This is a genomic window from Paenibacillus sp. sgz302164 (assembly GCF_056120505.1).
This window is the reverse complement of sequence record NZ_JBVYOL010000003.1, coordinates 288,325-304,680: the sequence shown is the minus strand read 5'-3', so window position 1 is coordinate 304,680 and position 16,356 is coordinate 288,325. Positions and strand designations below refer to the sequence as shown.

Sequence of the window (16,356 nt, the reverse complement as noted above, 5' to 3'; positions counted from 1 at the left end):
ATAAATTTTCTTGTTGCATAATCAGTACTTCTCCATTGTATAATAAATACAAACAAACGTTCGTATTTGGTGGTGAGAATTGATGAGTATAAACACGATTGAGACAGAAGAAGACATCCAAATCATCAAAGAATACACATTGCTCCCTATTTTGCTCGATATGCTGGCGAGGGATATCGACGAACTGAAAGTGTACAAGGATAAGATCGTGTACAATCATCTTATTTTTTATCTTCGGGAAGTCGAAAATTCCATCCACCTCGAATTGCAAAACATTAAAAGCAAGATGAAGAAACGGGACATGAAAGTGCTGAACACGGAAATGAATGCTTCAGGCATCCATGTTGAATACAAAGTCCGCGGCTACATTCATCATTTCACCATGCTGAGGAGCTTGGTCAAAGCGGAGCTCATGAATGCGCTGATGAATATGCGAAGGGCGGTGAAGACCTATGCCTGAACGAACGATTTTTCTGGTCGACTGTCAGAGTTTTTATGCCAGTGTGGAAAAAGCTGCACACCCAGAGCTTTACAATAAACCGGTTGCGGTAGCCGATCCGGCACGAAAAAGCGGTATTATTTTAACTGCTTGCCCTATTGCGAAATCTTATGGCGTTTCAACTGCAATGCGCAATTTTGAAGCTCTTGCTACTTGTCCAGACCTTACAATAGTGCGGCCGAGAATGAAGACCTATATCGATGTTTCAACACTTATCACGGAAATTTATGAGTCCTTCACCGACCTAGTTGAGCCCTGGAGCATTGATGAACAATTCATAGATATCACATCTTCAACGTCACTTTTTGGATCTCCTGAAGAAATTGCACGTCAGATGCAGACAAAAGTTATGCTTTCCACAGGTGTTTGGATTCGTGCGGGGATATCTTCAACCAAAATACTTGCAAAAATGGCGACAGACAATTTCGCGAAAAAGAGCGAAAGTGGTATTTTCGAGTTGCCAGCGGATCAGGTAGAGTCCATTTTATGGCCGTTACCTGTCCATAAAATGTACATGGTCGGATCCAAGATGACTGCCCACTTTTTAAGAATGGGACTTAATACTATCGGTGATATAGCGCGACTAGAACTTGGGGATTTCAAGCAACGTATGCGTTACAGAATGGGGCGTCAATCAGACATAAAGGCTGAATACTATTGGGAAATTGCGCGGGGGATCGACCCGAGCCCTGTTGTATCTAGGACCTACGCTAAGCCGAAGTCAATCACCCGAGGCCGCACTCTACGATCGCAGCTATACCAGACAATGGAAGACATTGAGCCGCTATTAATTGAATTGGTGATTGAAGTATGCCGAACAAGCCGGCGCCACAATAGCATGGGCCGTGTCATAACAGTCGGCGTCGGAACGTTGACAAGAGGATTTTCGAGACAGATGACAATTCCGACGCCGACTTGTTTAGAGCATCATGTTGTTTCAGCTGCACTCGAATTGTTCAAGAAGTATTGGAACGGAGATCCCATCACACACCTAGCCATTGACCTCTCACAATTGACCGATGATAGCACGTATCAACTCGATCTATTCGAGGATATTGAAAGGAATCTTAGGCTCGCAAAAGCTCAGGATAGCATTAAGGACAGATTCGGCAGTGCAGCCATACTTAGGGCTTCTTCTCTGCTCGTAACTGCGCAAGCCAAAGAAAGGGCAATCATGATTGGGGGGCATTACGCTTGAGCAAATTACTCGATGGAAATGGTAGATGGAGTACGAAGTTCATGTCGCCAGAACATAGTGCTGCACTTCAACAAAGACACCAACAGCAAACCAAATCTACAATGCCTACGAAGGAAGAGTTGGAAGCGATTCGGGATTATGTCTTACTTCCGATGCTACTTTCAATCGTTGAGAAGAATAAACAGGAAATAGATCGCAGTTCCTACTCCCTGAGAACAATCTTTGTAAAAGCGGCAAATATCATTCAAAACCACATATCAAACGATCTTCATGCAGTGCGAAAGTTATTAAAAGAACGGAATATAAAGGTGATTGAGGATGAAATGATCGATTCGAATTTGAGGTATAAATACATCTGTCGTGGCTACGAGGACAAATTTGTTCTAATCAGAGATGTTGCGCGAGCAGAGCTTATGAAACGGTTAGGGAAGTATTCGGAATTCCTGAAATGATTGGATACATCAGTCGAAAAAATATGATCACAAGATGAACTAGCGACGGTTCAGGATTGATACGGAAGATCCGTACAATGGGGATAGTGAGTTTGAATGGATCAACTACAAGGACGTTATCCGGGCGGAACTGAGTAGATAATGGGCAGAAGAGGAAATGATTGATCCATAGAAAAACAAAGCCTGCTCCGACGAAATGAGCAGGCTTTGATTCTACGAAAGATTTAAGTCAACATGGTCTTTCCCATCATACATCCTTAATTTATATTCATTTAGTTCGGCTTTTGATGGAATGTCAAACCCTATTTTTAGAATTACAGGCCAACCTTTTGGGAGTAGTCCGCCTTTTGCAGTTTGATTGTTTTTGCCTACTATAAATTGACTAGTTAATTCTTCATCGCCATGCACAAGAACAAATCCTCTCCAATCAATTTTAGTTGATTCGTCATCATCTTCTAAATTTTCAATTGTTACCGAAAGAACCAATCTATCTGTATTTGCGTCGGAAATGCTCCTGCCAATACCTTTGTTCAAAAATACAGAGGTCCGATATGTAGCACCTACATCTATGGTTCCAGGGTTGTTTTTGATTATTTCATCTTTGTGGCTGTTAATGACTTCTACAACGTCGGCCACAGTTTTAACATCTTCGAGTTTTGTTATTTTGGACTTTGGTACTTCTGGCTGGGGAGAAGATTTTGCCTCATCTTCTTGTTTTGTCTTTTCAAATGCCTCTATTTCTTCTTTGGCCTTGGCTTCAGCTGCTTTGACTTCTTCTTCCTCTTGTTTTTTCTTCGCTTCGGCGTCAGCTTTTGCCTTTGCTTCCATTTCCAACCTTACTTTTGCTTCAGCTTCAGCCCTTATTCTCAATTCTGTTTCCGCAGCCACTTTTTCTTGATCGGCCAATTCAGCTTTTGAAGTACTGCATCCAGATATGATTGCAACAGCTAAGAGAATAGCCGCTTTTAAGGGCGGTAGGCTGCAATAGGTTTAGTCAAAAATAGACCGCTTCCTTTGACCAGGGCGGTCTATTTTTTATTCATGTAGGTAAGCAGCGCAAGAATAAACATTCCAAATAGGAACATTAACTGAATCGCTTGAAATACCTCCACAGGCATCACCCCCTTTCGAGGGAGTAGCCGACCGCCCATACTAGCCTTTCTATTGTGCGATTGTCATTCTACCATAGATTGGTAGAAAGTTACAATGGCCTGATTAAGAAATACCCTCCTTCGCCTGGAGCGACCGTGACTTGGGTGAATCCTGCGTCTATGTAACCCTGAACAACTTTTCCTACATCTTTCGCCTCAGCGATAGTAAATTGATCTTTCATGCAGACCTCTTTTCTGGAATTTCGTGCGGAATACCGAACAATTTGACCCATACCGTCTCGATGAGACTTGATGCCGCGGCGACGGCCAGCACAATGAAAACTTGATTCAGACTCAGCGCAATATGATTATATATCGACCAAAAAAATACGACGAACAAGGAAACCCAAAATCCCGAACACCAGTGACATTTCATTATGGAGCCGATAAACTGACGAATCCTTCCGCCTTGAAGAATATAACACGGTCCGTTTGTTTCAGGGTCAAGTGTAAGCACGACAAAATAATTCCGGATCGGTCTGAACACCTTGTCATAGACAACCAAATGAGTGAGGCGGTAAGTAGCAAGACAAAGAATGATGAAGTCAAGTATTGATAGATATGTCATGGGTGCCCTCCAAAATATGTACGGAACATATAAGTTTATTTCAAAGATGGGATATCAATTTTTTTGACTTCTTGTGGAATAACAGTTGGCCCCTTTTCAATAACACTGCTTTTCTTCAAAAACAAACCAAGTAGCAAGGCTCCAACAGTGGGGATAAACCATACGAATCCAATTATTATCCATACAGCAATTAAACCAAGGGTTGTTCCGGTTTGCTTGGCTTCGCTAGCATCATCCATACTCATTGCTGCTGTGAAAAATGCATTTATTCCAGCAGCAATCATAAATATTGTCCATAATACAACGAAATATTTAAGTGCATTCCAGGAGGTTCCACCCTCCCTTGTTTCCCCATCAAGCAAATGTCTCTTTGACAAATAGATCGGAAGGATAATAGGAGCGAGAAACAAAGTCCCGAAAGCCCAGCCAAGTTTTTCATTTTTTCTTTTGCTTGCATCAAAAATAACCCAGATAGCTGATATTACAGATATAAGCATATACCACATGGACATACCCCCTCATTTAAGATGACACAACACAATTTTATCAGGAGGAGGAAAATTCTTCTATATATTTTTTCGGATTAAGTTATGCCCCTTTTTTGAAGCATTCTTGTTATGTATATCGGCTTCAGGTCGTAAATTATATGCGCCACTATAGGCACAAGTAGGTTTCCAGTAGAAAAATAAAGGTATCCCATCAATACACCGAATATAAGGGAGTTGAGAACGCCACTAAGGCCCTGCATAAAGTGGCCAGCACCGAAGATGATTGAAACAAAGATCAAAGCCAACAATTCGGAAATGCCGAAATGTTCAATCATGAAATTATACAGGAACCCCCGAAACAGAATCTCTTCACATATCCCGACCGTAATCGCCACAAATACAAACATGAGCTGCTGCTTTCCTGTTACAGGGTACAATTTTGCGTCATATACCTCTGAAACCTTCTCTCGTAGCTGCTGATTGAATGGGAGTAGTAGGAGAGGCATTACATTGGTGAAAATTATATAGGCCATTAGACTCCAAACAAGGATTTTTCCCAATATGTTGAAAGATAGCATATGTCCTGGGTAGTAGATTTCAGGTAATGAAAATGAAAACAGAATTGGGACTGTTAGAAGCCAATATACTGCATAAATGAGAAAATAGCCCCGTTCTTTGACATGTGCGTTGTCATTCTTTTTAATCAATTTTACAGAAAAATAATTTAAAATCGGAATCACTAAAATGATGATAAAAAATATCAAAAAATTCATAGTTTCACCCCATAAAATGGCATAGTTGTGCGGCTTTTCAATAGACAACTATCATACATTGTATTACAATTATCATAGAAAATCACGTACAATTCAAGTACAAAAGGAGCTTTTTAAATGGCTCGGGTTAAAACTAAAAGGATTGATATTCGGGTGCCGGTAACGTTTTTGGAAGAGGTTGAAAAATATCAAGAGGATCAGGCTATTGCAAATAGAACTACTGCACTACTTGAGCTTGCAAGGATCGGTTTGAAGAAAACAAAAGATAAAAAAAAAGCAAAGTGATGGTGAGAATTATATGTTCATGGAAATATTTTTAAAATTGATACTATCAATTGTCACTTTGTCATCAATCGTAATTCTAACTTTCTCACTTATGAAAATACCGATTTATGAGAATCAGAAAAAGATAACGATAATGGCTCTTATTCTCGGGACCACAAATTTTTATTTCAAGTTTGTTATAGAATCAAATAGCCATTTTTTGATTCTCATATCAACATTTATAGTAGTGTTTATGACATTTATGTGGTTCAATATCCTGGCATCACTAATTATGTGCGGCACCGGAATCCTTGTGGCAGCTATGATAGACGTAATAATTTCGTACAGTGCGATTATATTAAAACTTTCTGACCCAGGGAAAATGCAGTCATCACTACTACACTATGGATTAATGAACCTAAGTTCTTCATTACTTTGCCTATTGGTGGCATGGATAATAATTAAGTTAAATTGGGGGTTGCCGTTTATTATAGGAAGATTTAGAGTTAGCAAAATTTTAAAACCATACAATTTCATTTGGGCATCATTACTGGTTACCAGCGGTTTCTTCATTCAGTTTATTTCCATGAAGAAAAACGTACTCTCTGTATATGGTTTTTGTGTGGTGGGGCTTTTCATATTTTTCATTTCAAGTATTTTATATGCATCTATTCAATCGAAAAAACATGCGAGAGCAATGAAGGAAGCATTTGTTAAGGAGGATAAACAACATTGATAACTGAGTCGTTGTCAAACAAATTTGCCGAGTTTGTACATAAGAAAGCTGATAATCCTTCATCCAAAGGGATTATTCAGTATGGCGCTCAAACATTGCTTGAATTTTTAATATTTGCAACGACTGTTATTATTGTCACTTCTTTTACTGGGGATATTAAAAATGGTCTTTTAGGAGTTTTGGCATTTCCAATCCTAAGATATTTCAGCGGTGGCCTCCACATGAAGTCCGCTGAATTATGCAATATTATATCCGCGTCTTTTGTCCTCGTTGCGGTTTACGCTCCAGTAAGTTATTGGAATACAGGAGCAGTGTTAACTCTTGTTTCAGGGATCATTCTATTTTTCACTGCTCCTAGTAATATTGAGCGGAGCATGATCGAGAAAAAAGACTATGCTGTGCTAAAGTTAATATCTGTAGCAATTGTTTTAAGTAATTTTATATTTCAATCCCACGTACTATCAGTAGCTTATTTTATCCAATCCCTTACAACTCTACGGATTTTTCAAAGAATCCTTGATGAGTATAAATTATGAGAGAGAGGCGATTTACAATGAAATTTATCGCGAATGCCGGCAACGCAGTTACAACACTTTGGGCAAAATTAATGGCGAAAACTGGTTGCATAGTCATCTGCCATCGCCCTGCAGCTCCTAATGAACTCTTTGAAAAATGAAACAAAACCAGCGAAAAAGCGACCCCATTATGGAGTCGCTTTTTTTTATAATTTGCTACGGTTGAACAAATTCCTTGAAAGGAATATATCTGCAATCAATCGATCAACTCGGCGGATTTCTTTGGCAATTTTATTGAGCGCCTTCAAATCGTTTTTTGTTACAAGTGACGCTTCACCCCTTGCCGCGGATTGGTGATGTTTTATTAGTATGTAGAGAGCTTCTTGTTGTTTGAAAATATCGACTCGTGGGTTTAAATAAATCCTGTAAGTTTCTCTTCCAGAAAGTTGGTACATTCCAACTATATCTCCAAAATCAGAGGGCATAGTGAGAATATCAACACCGATATGTTTAGCGAGTGAGAAGGGGCAACTTTCCCCTATTTCTTTGTACAATTCGTCAACGCTCTGAAATTCTTGATCCAATTATTTCAACCCCTTTAAGTAAATAATAGGTTTGATATGTCAATTCGTGATGAGCGAGTTTTCTTTTGCGGTACACTTTTTATCGGTAAAATAATGGATATTTTTAAAATTTTGGATATCTCAAGTGCAACATCACGCATAGCATAACAAACAGTTGCATTTATTTCTCGTGAGATATCATCAAAATAAAGTAATCCAAGATCGTGGTCATATATCCTTACATGCTTGAAATTCACAATATTTGTTCGATCAACAAGAACAAATCCATCTTTCAACCAAATATCTTCTAGAAATTCAAGCCTGATTTTAATTCCAAGATACCCTTTTCTATAATCTTTTGTTAAACAAACCGGACCTTTATTATTTTCGTGATAAATCATTAAAATATCATCTCGATTTACTTCAATAGGTCTACCGGTTTCACAATCGATCATTATTACAAGGCGGATGTATTCGACATTATGAGAATCCTGTTGCACAATAATTCCCCTCCCTGCAAGAAAGTGAGTATCCATAACACGAAATCGAAAAAATGTCAATGATTTTTAAAATACAAGAAAAGTAATGTACAAAATGCTTACACGGGGTTAAAATATTATTATGCATCTGACTCCAGAACTATAAGTGCAGGCGGTCGCCAACTCCAGCACTTTGTTTTGGGGTTTTTATTTTTTAACAAGCATCACAACCACCCCCACTCAAAATAAAATTCACATAAACTAAAAATTTTGGTACGATATGCACAGGTGAACTACATAGTCACCCGGAGGACAGCAGCCGATGAAATACAAACTCGGTAGCTGCAACCTTACAAAACTTCTCAAAGAAAAAGGATGGACCAATCAGGATCTTGCCGATAGAATGAATTGGGGACGACAACAAGTTTCAGATTATTGCAATAATCGAAAAAAAATGTCCGCGGCGACATTATTTTCTGTTGCGGATACAATGAATGTTGACCCAAGGCAACTATACGAATTGATTCCATCAAATGAGAAGTAAGGAACACCGAATTGCAGCCGAAAGAGGTCGTTAATGGACTCTTTCGGGGTAAATGTACTCTAGTTGTTGTACAAAAGATGAAAAAGCACCATTACATATAGTGGTAATGGATCTAATATTATCATATAGAAATCAAAAATATTGTCATTACATGTCGAATTGATAATTATTTTTTTCTTTCTTTGGCAATATCCTCCTTGAATGTGAATTCCATAAATTTCAAAGAGTAAGTTAATTTATCTTGATCCAAGTCCCCCTTCTCTCGAAGCAAAGCTTCTGTACTTTTCAAAAACTGATCCAGAAGGATTTCATCGTCTTCGTTGTTTTCATCGGATGACCTGTAAAAAAAGTGTTTTTCCGCACCTTCTCTTCCAAGCAACCAATCAATGGAAACCCGGAAATAGTCAGCAATTTTAATTAGGTCATCGTACTTTGGTTCAGTTCTTCCATTTAAATAATTCGAAATAGTTGCTCTTTTCATTCCGAGATATTCTCCCATGATCTCTTGGGAAATATTCTGATTATCTCGTAGTTCCGTGAACCGTTCACTAAAAAGCGACATGCATATCATACTCCTTAAAATCATTTTATTAGCGCTAAGAAAATTAACTATTGCGTAAAGAAACTTAACTATGCTATTATTCATACATACCCCCAAACAAACAACGCAATCTTAAGTAAAGGGGATTACATGTGAAAGGAGGTTACATCAAGTCGATGACTAAATCAATAAAAATTTCTTATGATACAGTGAAGCTTTTTTGTGTAACTAAAGGGATTTTACTAAAGGACATTGCTACCCATCTCAATGTTACTGGTGCAACATTGAGAAATTATTTATCAGGTTCTACAAGAATGTCCGAGGAAACAATGGTGGAAATCGCGGAGTTCTTACATGGTGATGTCTTCAAATTATTCCCAGAGAATCCATTGATCAAACATATTAAAACTGAGCAAGAAAAAAACAAAACAATCTCAGCTTAGGAACAAAAAACATCCGAATGTAAAGTTATGTAATTTAAGTATCCTTACATCAGTTATTATACAACGTAAAGAAACTTTGCGCAAGCGTTACTTTTGTTGACGTTTTGTTTAAGCGCGTTATTTTTTATCGCTTAATTGTTAAAAAACTTAGCAAATATGTTAAGAAAGGTTGCGCGGAAATGGACCAAACAAAATGCATGTCTCAATTTGTAGATGCAGTGAGAGAGCAATCTCACGTTACGATCAAACAAAACCCTGATTCCCTTAAAAACGCCTTTACAGATTTGGTAGATCGGGCATCATCGCATAACGACGCTAAAACTCTCGAATATTTGTACGCAGTTATTATGCTTACAAAATCATTCATGGAGGATGGTGATTAGTGTATGCGGATCAAAATCAACGGGAATGACATTACAAAAGGTGATCGCGTTTCCTTTGAAAGTTCCGATTATACGAACGGTGAAGCAATGATTATCATATTGGTCGGCGCTGCATTAATCTATTGGATTGCAAAAGGAGGGCTGTTCTCATGATCGGTATTCATCCAATTCATCGTAAATTGGCTTTGTGGGCTGAAAGGAATCTCGGCAAGGATATGAAGTCATTACGTTCGGATGACATTGTTATGCTCTTTTCGCTGCTGAAACAAAATTTAATGTTCATCTGCAATTATGAAGGCTTAAAGGATTTATCCTTCCATGCCCATTGTATGGGGGATCTAGATTGGGAACAGGACATATGCAAGCAAATCGAAGAACTTGAAAAGTCGATGAAGTGAAAGGTTGTGAATCAATTATGCAGCAAATGAACGTCGGGGATGCTATCCATCTTAACCAGCTTCATGCGATTCTAAACAGCGGCTTGCTACATGAAGGCGATGCTGACATGGTAGCAGGAGAAATTGAAGAACTGGAAACAGCTTTTGGCTTGATAGATCGATTCGAACAGCCTATGAGTTGGGAAAAGCATAATCCAGTAATCTATGTCGATGAAATGAGCGACTACAAAGAACAAGAAGTTGAGCACATGATTGAACAAATTGAAAAAGAAAGCGAGGAAATAATATGAAATCAACAGGTATTGTAAGAAAAATCGATGAATTAGGCCGGGTTGTAATTCCTAAAGAACTTCGGGATTCAATGGGAATTGGAGAAAAGGACCCTTTGGAGATATTCGTTGATGGGAAGCGGATCATACTTCAAAAATACGCTCCTGGATGCATCTTCTGCGGTAAAATCAACGATCTGAAGGCTGTATCTGGGAAGTTAATTTGTGCAGATTGTGCGGTAAATGCAGCGGCATTGTTTGTCGGAGATGCATACAAATGAACCGCAACAGCAAACAACCTGCTACACACGAAGAGGAACCGCTTGGATTCATGCGCGGAATCAAGAACGCCGCTGTAATGATATTGGCCCCTGTTTCGGTAATGTTTGCATGGATCGGCCTCAAATTTCTAATTGGAGGATGAAAGGAGGAGCAGTCTTGCTTCTGGATATTGAAAAAATAAAAGTTAGTGATCGGATTCGCAAGGATTTTGGAGATATCGAAGACCTTGCGAAAGATATTGAAGCAAACGGACCTATTAACCCAATAGTTGTTACGCCGAATTACGAATTGATCGCCGGCGAAAGAAGATTGCGGGCGCATATATTCCTTGGTCGAAAACAAGTTGAAGTCCGGGAAATGAGCGTTGCTGACGGCGAGCACCACTTGCGGATCGAAATATCGGAAAATGAACATCGGAAGGAATTTACCTTTAGTGAGCGCGTCGAATGGGGAAAGCGGCTCGAAAGAATTGAAAAGCTGAAAGCGAAGGAAAGAATGTCGGGTAAGGAAAATTTGCCTGAACATTCGTCGGGGCAAGTTCGGGATATCGTTGCGGGGGAGGTTGGATTCGGCAGCGGAAAGCAGTTCGACAAGGCTAAATTTATTGCCGAGAATGCTACTCCTGAAATAATACAGCAGTTGGATGCAGGCTTGATCAAGACGCATAGGGCTTACCTTGAAACTAAAAAGCGTATGGAAGAAGAATTGCACGAAGCGGAACTGAGGGCTAAACAGGCCGAACAGGAAAAGCAGGAACTACAACGTCGATACAAAAACGCTGTCCCGGCTGAACAGGTGCAAGATGCTATTGCCGAAGCTGTAGAGCGCCATCAAGAAGAGACGACCCTTTTCGTCCGAGAGAAGGAAAAAGAAGCAGAGTCCCGGCTAAAGCAACAAGAAAAGGTTTGGAAGGACAAATTGAACGAAGCCCTTGAACAAGAACGCGTCAAGAGCGATCAATTAAGATCCGGTTATCAACGTGTTACCGAGGAACTGGAAGCATTAAAGCTTCAGCAGCCCAGTGATTTCGATGAACAAATGGCAACTGCTCAGATGAAAAAACTCCGATTCGAAGCAGATACCAATACAATTCAAGTCAGTATTCACATTAAACAATTTCTTCAAAAAGTCGGCATTACATCATTTATGCTCGGAGCCATAGTTGAATCAAGCAGCAGCGAGAAAAAGCGGCTCGGTGAAAGCTTAGATATGTTGCAGGCCTTCATAGATCAATTGAAACCAGCTATTAACGGAAGGAAGATGATTTAATCATGTCATTATCCGAGCAACCCGATTTTTTGAGTGTTGTTGAAAGACAAATGCAGTTGACAGAAGCCCAAGGGTTGGCAATTCGCGGTTTAGTTGATGGCATCAGGCAGATGCAATTGGATGTGACTGAGAAAGTCGAGGAAGTCCAAGTGATGGTTCAGGAAGTTCGGGACAGTGTAACATTAACGGATTCGGAATGCTTCCAATTGCAATTAGCAGTACGGTTGAAATCAAATTCATTGACCAAAGATCGATACAAGGAGACAGAAGAAAAGTTCAATGAAGTTGTTGGCAGGCACCGCAGAATGATTTGGAGCAAGCTTAAAGATCGATTTAGCGTAGCGAAATACTCGCACATTCGCCGCATCGATTTTGATGATGCAATGGAGTTTGTACAAAATTTCAGGCCGGAGGATTACATCTGATGGAACTAACCCCAGTCGTATCTTCAAATATAGCTGCAGTCGGATATGATGCAATTCAAAACGTTCTGCACATTCAATTCAAGGGGAAAGAAAGGGTTTATGAGTATCTAGGCGTTCCGCCGGAAGTCTATGAAGCGTTGATGGCAGCGGAATCGGTAGGGAGCTTCTACGCAAGAATTATCAAAAATAAGTTCAAGGCGCAAGATAGCGAAAAACCTATTGAAGCATCAAAGGATTGCGAGGCGATTGAAAGTGAAAGCTACGGCGGAAATTAAAATGGATGGGCAATCTATCCTCTTGCTTATCGAGGCCTGCAAGAAATCTGCTACAGCATCGCGGCAAAAAAATAACATCCACAGAGAGTTGCAGTTTGTCGATCTTGCAGCAAAGCTGACTAATAAATTAAAAGAATTCCACGCAGAAGCACTAAAGGAATTAAATGAAAGGTACTGTCTGAATGAATAAAGGCCCGCTATTGGCGTAGCAGACCTTTAAGGCAAATATCAAATCTTGGCGGAAAGATATTTGCCTCCAATTATAGACGAAAACGGAGGATTTGAAAATATGCGAGATAACAATACGTTTGTTAAACTCCCAGCCCATGAAGCTAATCAAATCATTTTTATTATGAAGCTTTCTCGTGATGGCGCAGAAAGAGAAATAATAGAAACATCTAGGAAAATTACAAAAGAAAAAGATCAATTAATTTTAACAGAACTACATTGTAAGCTTGCAGTGGATGTTGCCATTTTCGATAAGATGGATGGCCTCATTGGTTTAGCCGAACAAAAATTTTCATTATATACCGTTAGGGAGGATAAGCCAAATGCAAATTAAATACGTTGAAGCAGATGGCTTCCGTGGATTTAGGGAACCGGTAAGATTTGAATTTGGAATGAACAACGAAATTGTTGGTCCAAACCGTGCTGGAAAGTCCTCAATTATGGAAATTATTTCGTTTTCCTTGGCTGGTGCTGATAAATACGGTAAGCAAGGCTCTACGGATAGGATCATGAATAAATGGCGGAAAGACTTCCGCGTTGCTGTCGGGTTGGTTGTTGATGGTCAAGAAATTGAAATCGAACGTCATGTAACCCGCCTAAAAAATAAAAATGAAACCCATGTATATGCTAATGGTTTGCCAATTGCACAAGATCAGGTTGATTCCTATATAGGCAACCGGGACCATTTTCTAATGGCGTTCCTTCCAAAGTATTTTATGGGCATGACGGATAAGGAAATCAGAACAGAATTAACGCCCTTTCTTCCGTTCCCGCAGCAAAGCGATGTAATGGCACTCCTGGAAGAAGAAGATGCGGAGGCGGCGGAAATATTGGCAGATTGCCGTTTAACTGATCCGGATGTATTCATTTCGAAAGAAACTGACGATTTGAAATGTACAAGGGAAGAACTGCTGCGGTTGGAAGGGAAAAAAGAAGAAGTCGAAGCGGCGCTAAATGTAGAAATACCAGAGCCAATTGAAGTCGATAAAAGCGGCATAGAAGCCGTTAAGCAATCAATTTCCTTGATCGAACAAGCAAAACCGAAACTTATCGATACCGCTTCTCTTGTAGAACAGAGAAAACAACTTTCAGTTGATTACCAATCCTTGCAATCGGGGTTGGTCTACGACGAACAAATTATCGAATGCGACAACTGCGGCCATAAAATCAATCTAAGCGCGGAGCAAGAGCGGAAAAACGAAGAAATCACTAAGAAAATGTCCGAAATAATGGAATCTGGGAAAAAAGTGTCCGAGGAGATTATCAAAATTGCAGCGAAGAACACAGATGCGACGGAATCTTTTGAAAAAGCGAATGCGGAAGTGTTGTTGAAATTTAAATCCGAACTTGCAGTGCTAGAATCGAATTTGCAAAAAGTGGAACAGCATAACATGCAAGTCGAGATTCTTAGGGAAAATTATCGTTCTGCCAAAGATCGGAAGCAATCCATATTCGGAGAAATAAAGCAGGCCCATAAAGCTATTGAAGCATCTGAAAAGCGGATCAAGGCGGCGAAGGCATACAATATCAAGCGGTGTGAACTGCAAACGGCTGGGATAGACAAGGTTCTTGACCAGGTAACAATCCGTCTCTTTGAAGTAGTAAAGGGAACAGGAGAAATAAAGCCAGCATTTAAGTTTCAATATGATGAAAAAGAAGTCCGGGTATTATCTACATCCGAAGAAATCCGGTGCTTCTTAGAAATTTCAAACCTTATTCGGCATTTAACCGGCAGGAAATACCCTGTTTTCATTGACTGCGCGGAATCCATTACAGACATACCAGAGCAAAATTGTCAGGTTTTCAAGGCGCGAGTAAATGAAAACTACAGCATGGTTGAAGTCTTAAAGGAGGATGCACATGTCTGAGCAATTTAAAAAATTGAAACAAGCGGCGGAAGAATACGGCATCGAAATTCCTATTCAGGCTCCTTTCACACCTTCAGATATCAACAAATTAATGCCACTCCTGAGAATGCCATTGGATGAAGAAGCAATACAACGGGCAAAAGCTTCGGAAACGGGGAAATCCTATGATGCTGTAGGATATTCCTATCAAGCACATATAGACCGGATGAACTATGTTTTCGGGCCAACTCATTGGACTTGGGTTGTGCTGAATGAAACGTTTGAAGAAGGAGAAACCTCTTACGAACGTTTGAAATATATGTACTCCGCGGAAATTGAACTTCTTCTTGGATATCGGCAGTTTAATGAAGAAGCGAAACAGTGGGATTGGATTACGGTCCATAGCGTCCCCCCTATTCCGACGGATCATGAAAGTACGGAAAAAGGATCAGCCCGGAAGGGTATGCTTACCAAGGGCATCAAACGGTCAACCTCTTTCCTTGGGGTAGGGGCCGATGCGTATCTTGGCACGCTGGATGACGATCTTTCCACAGGGGCCCAGCCAGAAGAACAAATGCAGCAAACTAAGCAAAATTTTAAAGATAAATTTATTGATTCACAAGGATATACCCAACTGATCAATTTTGGGAAACTGAAAGGTTACTTCATGGAAACAAAACTCAGGGCATTTTATCAGGCCGAATCTGAGGGGCGTATTATGAACGATCCAGCCAACCTAACTAAAGCTGAAGCAAGAGAAGTGAAAAAATATCTCATGAATCTGCCTGACTATGTTGAAAAGGAACCGGATTGGGCTCAAGAATCGGAAAAACATAAAGAACAACAAGAAGGACATCAGGAGGAAGCGACGGGCCCGAACTTTGAACGGCCAACTACACTGGCCGAATTAATTGCCGCTCCCGATGCCGTAATACGTACAATTGCTGCTGAATTTAGCATTCAATTGCCGGAAGAAATCACGAATAAGAACAAATCTCCATTGTGCAAAACAATCGCCCATTTAATGGGCCTTAAATAGAAATTGGGAGGGTTCGGATACATGAGAACTGCAACAGTGCTTTTCGGAGAATATGAAGGTAAGCCCGTACGGGTTGAGGGGACTGATCGGGAAGTATGGGGGAAAAGTTGGGCAGACATGCAAGGGAATCCGTGTGCTCTTGAATTTGCTATTAGAAGCAGCATTACGGATAACTTATCTCTTGGCGAATGTTTAAATAATCCAGTTTATTACTGCAAAGTCGGTGCAATGGGTAAATTGTTCGCTGAACGTCAATTACAGTTTACTTGAGGAAGTGGTAAGCAAGTGGACCTTAACCAATATATCTCTGGAATCAATAATTTCAAGGAATTAGCCGATGAGCTGCCGGAAGATAATCCGGCGGCTCTCCTGAAAAAAATCGAATTACTATCCAAATGCCTTGTCCTTGTTGGGGATGTATCCGCAGAATGTGATCGGCTTTATAAAATGATTCATATAAAACGGGATATGGATTTTGCTAAGGCTTACTTGGCAGCGCCGCGTCCGAAAAAAGAACATGCGGAACTAGCCACAGAAGAAATACGGATGCTTGAAGCTGAGAGCTACGGACGCATGCAAAAGTATCGAAATGAATTTGACAGCATGAAAGAAACGATACATGCATTGAAATTGAAAATGAAAGTGAATTTTGCCGACGGGTCAATAGGTATTAGGTTTCTAGGAGGAGGTTAATGCATGGAAGGTAGCCCGATTCTACATGGCGATA

General features: G+C 40.0%; 31 protein-coding genes. 22 read left to right on the top strand and 9 right to left on the bottom strand.

Translation table 11 applies throughout. The features are described 5' to 3' along the window. Positions 1–82: 82 nt before the first annotated feature. The 3 genes from AC0LWT_RS07040 to AC0LWT_RS07030 are packed head-to-tail and all read left to right on the top strand — an operon-like array spanning position 83 to position 2,149. Positions 83–460 carry a YhjD family protein gene (locus tag AC0LWT_RS07040; RefSeq protein WP_474680513.1) on the top strand — a complete coding sequence of 126 codons (378 nt, stop codon included), beginning with the start codon at positions 83–85 and terminating at the stop codon, positions 458–460. After that, the gene (locus tag AC0LWT_RS07035) at positions 453–1,697 is read left to right on the top strand and encodes a DNA polymerase IV (RefSeq protein ID WP_474680512.1); all 1,245 of its coding nucleotides are present in this window, start codon (positions 453–455) and stop codon (positions 1,695–1,697) included. Before AC0LWT_RS07040 ends, AC0LWT_RS07035 begins: the two co-directional genes overlap by 8 nt. Then, positions 1,694–2,149: a YhjD family protein gene (locus tag AC0LWT_RS07030; protein WP_474680511.1), complete on the top strand. Its 456-nt coding sequence runs from the start codon at positions 1,694–1,696 to the stop codon at positions 2,147–2,149. Before AC0LWT_RS07035 ends, AC0LWT_RS07030 begins: the two co-directional genes overlap by 4 nt. A gap of 213 nt (positions 2,150–2,362) precedes the next feature. Here AC0LWT_RS07030 and AC0LWT_RS07025 read toward each other — a convergent pair whose 3' ends face one another. The 6 genes from AC0LWT_RS07025 to AC0LWT_RS07000 form a co-directional block, all read right to left on the bottom strand. Further along, complete coding sequence (locus AC0LWT_RS07025; RefSeq protein WP_474680510.1) at positions 2,363–3,055, bottom strand: hypothetical protein; 693 nt, start codon at positions 3,053–3,055, stop codon at positions 2,363–2,365. Positions 3,056–3,177: 122 nt separating this feature from the next. Next, positions 3,178–3,267: a putative holin-like toxin gene (locus AC0LWT_RS07020; protein WP_474680704.1), complete on the bottom strand. Its 90-nt coding sequence runs from the start codon at positions 3,265–3,267 to the stop codon at positions 3,178–3,180. A gap of 83 nt (positions 3,268–3,350) precedes the next feature. Next, a complete protein-coding gene (locus tag AC0LWT_RS07015) occupies positions 3,351–3,482 on the bottom strand; it encodes a hypothetical protein (protein ID WP_474680509.1) in 132 nt (43 codons plus the stop codon). Then, a complete protein-coding gene (locus AC0LWT_RS07010; protein ID WP_474680508.1) occupies positions 3,479–3,868 on the bottom strand; it encodes a DUF1360 domain-containing protein in 390 nt (129 codons plus the stop codon). Before AC0LWT_RS07010 ends, AC0LWT_RS07015 begins: the two co-directional genes overlap by 4 nt. Positions 3,869–3,903: 35 nt before the next feature. After that, the gene (locus AC0LWT_RS07005; protein WP_474680507.1) at positions 3,904–4,374 is read right to left on the bottom strand and encodes a hypothetical protein; all 471 of its coding nucleotides are present in this window, start codon (positions 4,372–4,374) and stop codon (positions 3,904–3,906) included. Between the two features lie 77 nt (positions 4,375–4,451). After that, positions 4,452–5,129 (bottom strand): CPBP family intramembrane glutamic endopeptidase, encoded by a 678-nt coding sequence (locus AC0LWT_RS07000; protein ID WP_474680506.1) that lies wholly within the window; start codon positions 5,127–5,129, stop codon positions 4,452–4,454. Positions 5,130–5,246: 117 nt separating this feature from the next. Between AC0LWT_RS07000 and AC0LWT_RS06995 the strand changes: the two genes are divergently transcribed. From AC0LWT_RS06995 to AC0LWT_RS06980, 4 genes are read left to right on the top strand one after another with little or no spacing between them, the layout of a single operon-like run. Then, on the top strand, positions 5,247–5,414 hold the full coding sequence (locus tag AC0LWT_RS06995; RefSeq protein ID WP_474680505.1) for a hypothetical protein: 168 nt from the start codon (positions 5,247–5,249) through the stop codon (positions 5,412–5,414). Positions 5,415–5,427: 13 nt separating this feature from the next. After that, positions 5,428–6,129, top strand: coding sequence for a hypothetical protein (locus tag AC0LWT_RS06990; protein WP_474680504.1), 702 nt, complete (start codon positions 5,428–5,430; stop codon positions 6,127–6,129). Further along, a complete protein-coding gene (locus tag AC0LWT_RS06985) occupies positions 6,126–6,665 on the top strand; it encodes an accessory gene regulator B family protein (RefSeq protein WP_474680503.1) in 540 nt (179 codons plus the stop codon). Before AC0LWT_RS06990 ends, AC0LWT_RS06985 begins: the two co-directional genes overlap by 4 nt. A gap of 17 nt (positions 6,666–6,682) precedes the next feature. After that, positions 6,683–6,805: a hypothetical protein gene (locus tag AC0LWT_RS06980; RefSeq protein WP_474680502.1), complete on the top strand. Its 123-nt coding sequence runs from the start codon at positions 6,683–6,685 to the stop codon at positions 6,803–6,805. 45 nt (positions 6,806–6,850) lie between these two features. On the opposite strand, the gene AC0LWT_RS06975 is transcribed toward AC0LWT_RS06980, so the two are convergent. Then, positions 6,851–7,228, bottom strand: a complete 378-nt coding sequence (locus AC0LWT_RS06975; RefSeq protein WP_474680501.1) for a hypothetical protein — start codon at positions 7,226–7,228, stop codon at positions 6,851–6,853. A gap of 14 nt (positions 7,229–7,242) precedes the next feature. Then, positions 7,243–7,707 (bottom strand): hypothetical protein, encoded by a 465-nt coding sequence (locus AC0LWT_RS06970; protein ID WP_474680500.1) that lies wholly within the window; start codon positions 7,705–7,707, stop codon positions 7,243–7,245. Positions 7,708–8,008: 301 nt separating this feature from the next. Here AC0LWT_RS06970 and AC0LWT_RS06965 point away from each other — a divergent pair, with 301 nt between their 5' ends. Beyond that, positions 8,009–8,230: a helix-turn-helix domain-containing protein gene (locus AC0LWT_RS06965; RefSeq protein ID WP_474680499.1), complete on the top strand. Its 222-nt coding sequence runs from the start codon at positions 8,009–8,011 to the stop codon at positions 8,228–8,230. A 166-nt stretch (positions 8,231–8,396) separates the two neighbouring features. On the opposite strand, the gene AC0LWT_RS06960 is transcribed toward AC0LWT_RS06965, so the two are convergent. Continuing rightward, complete coding sequence (locus tag AC0LWT_RS06960) at positions 8,397–8,792, bottom strand: helix-turn-helix domain-containing protein (RefSeq protein WP_474680498.1); 396 nt, start codon at positions 8,790–8,792, stop codon at positions 8,397–8,399. Positions 8,793–8,947: 155 nt separating this feature from the next. Here AC0LWT_RS06960 and AC0LWT_RS06955 point away from each other — a divergent pair, with 155 nt between their 5' ends. The 14 genes from AC0LWT_RS06955 to AC0LWT_RS06890 all read left to right on the top strand — a co-directional run bounded on the left by AC0LWT_RS06955 (position 8,948) and on the right by AC0LWT_RS06890 (position 16,322). Beyond that, positions 8,948–9,214 (top strand): helix-turn-helix domain-containing protein, encoded by a 267-nt coding sequence (locus tag AC0LWT_RS06955; protein ID WP_474680497.1) that lies wholly within the window; start codon positions 8,948–8,950, stop codon positions 9,212–9,214. 386 nt (positions 9,215–9,600) lie between these two features. Next, positions 9,601–9,750 (top strand): hypothetical protein, encoded by a 150-nt coding sequence (locus tag AC0LWT_RS06950; RefSeq protein WP_474680496.1) that lies wholly within the window; start codon positions 9,601–9,603, stop codon positions 9,748–9,750. Next, on the top strand, positions 9,747–9,995 hold the full coding sequence (locus AC0LWT_RS06945; RefSeq protein ID WP_474680495.1) for a DUF7667 family protein: 249 nt from the start codon (positions 9,747–9,749) through the stop codon (positions 9,993–9,995). Before AC0LWT_RS06950 ends, AC0LWT_RS06945 begins: the two co-directional genes overlap by 4 nt. Positions 9,996–10,012: 17 nt before the next feature. Further along, complete coding sequence (locus tag AC0LWT_RS06940) at positions 10,013–10,285, top strand: hypothetical protein (protein WP_474680494.1); 273 nt, start codon at positions 10,013–10,015, stop codon at positions 10,283–10,285. Continuing rightward, positions 10,282–10,545 (top strand): AbrB/MazE/SpoVT family DNA-binding domain-containing protein, encoded by a 264-nt coding sequence (locus AC0LWT_RS06935; protein WP_474680493.1) that lies wholly within the window; start codon positions 10,282–10,284, stop codon positions 10,543–10,545. Before AC0LWT_RS06940 ends, AC0LWT_RS06935 begins: the two co-directional genes overlap by 4 nt. Positions 10,546–10,702: 157 nt before the next feature. After that, positions 10,703–11,815, top strand: a complete 1,113-nt coding sequence (locus tag AC0LWT_RS06930) for a ParB N-terminal domain-containing protein (protein ID WP_474680492.1) — start codon at positions 10,703–10,705, stop codon at positions 11,813–11,815. Positions 11,816–11,817: 2 nt separating this feature from the next. Further along, positions 11,818–12,240: an ORF6C domain-containing protein gene (locus AC0LWT_RS06925; RefSeq protein ID WP_474680491.1), complete on the top strand. Its 423-nt coding sequence runs from the start codon at positions 11,818–11,820 to the stop codon at positions 12,238–12,240. Next, complete coding sequence (locus AC0LWT_RS06920) at positions 12,240–12,515, top strand: KTSC domain-containing protein (protein WP_474680490.1); 276 nt, start codon at positions 12,240–12,242, stop codon at positions 12,513–12,515. Before AC0LWT_RS06925 ends, AC0LWT_RS06920 begins: the two co-directional genes overlap by 1 nt. Then, entirely contained in the window at positions 12,493–12,705 is a 213-nt protein-coding gene (locus AC0LWT_RS06915; RefSeq protein WP_474680489.1) for a hypothetical protein, read from the top strand. The genes AC0LWT_RS06920 and AC0LWT_RS06915 overlap by 23 nt, the downstream gene beginning before the upstream one ends. Positions 12,706–12,750: 45 nt before the next feature. Then, positions 12,751–13,077: a hypothetical protein gene (locus AC0LWT_RS06910; protein WP_474680488.1), complete on the top strand. Its 327-nt coding sequence runs from the start codon at positions 12,751–12,753 to the stop codon at positions 13,075–13,077. Beyond that, the gene (locus AC0LWT_RS06905; protein WP_474680487.1) at positions 13,067–14,611 is read left to right on the top strand and encodes an AAA family ATPase; all 1,545 of its coding nucleotides are present in this window, start codon (positions 13,067–13,069) and stop codon (positions 14,609–14,611) included. The genes AC0LWT_RS06910 and AC0LWT_RS06905 overlap by 11 nt, the downstream gene beginning before the upstream one ends. Then, complete coding sequence (locus AC0LWT_RS06900; RefSeq protein WP_474680486.1) at positions 14,604–15,629, top strand: hypothetical protein; 1,026 nt, start codon at positions 14,604–14,606, stop codon at positions 15,627–15,629. Before AC0LWT_RS06905 ends, AC0LWT_RS06900 begins: the two co-directional genes overlap by 8 nt. Positions 15,630–15,650: 21 nt before the next feature. Next, the gene (locus AC0LWT_RS06895; RefSeq protein ID WP_474680485.1) at positions 15,651–15,899 is read left to right on the top strand and encodes a hypothetical protein; all 249 of its coding nucleotides are present in this window, start codon (positions 15,651–15,653) and stop codon (positions 15,897–15,899) included. Between the two features lie 15 nt (positions 15,900–15,914). Then, positions 15,915–16,322, top strand: coding sequence for a hypothetical protein (locus AC0LWT_RS06890; protein WP_474680484.1), 408 nt, complete (start codon positions 15,915–15,917; stop codon positions 16,320–16,322). Positions 16,323–16,356: the final 34 nt, after the last annotated feature.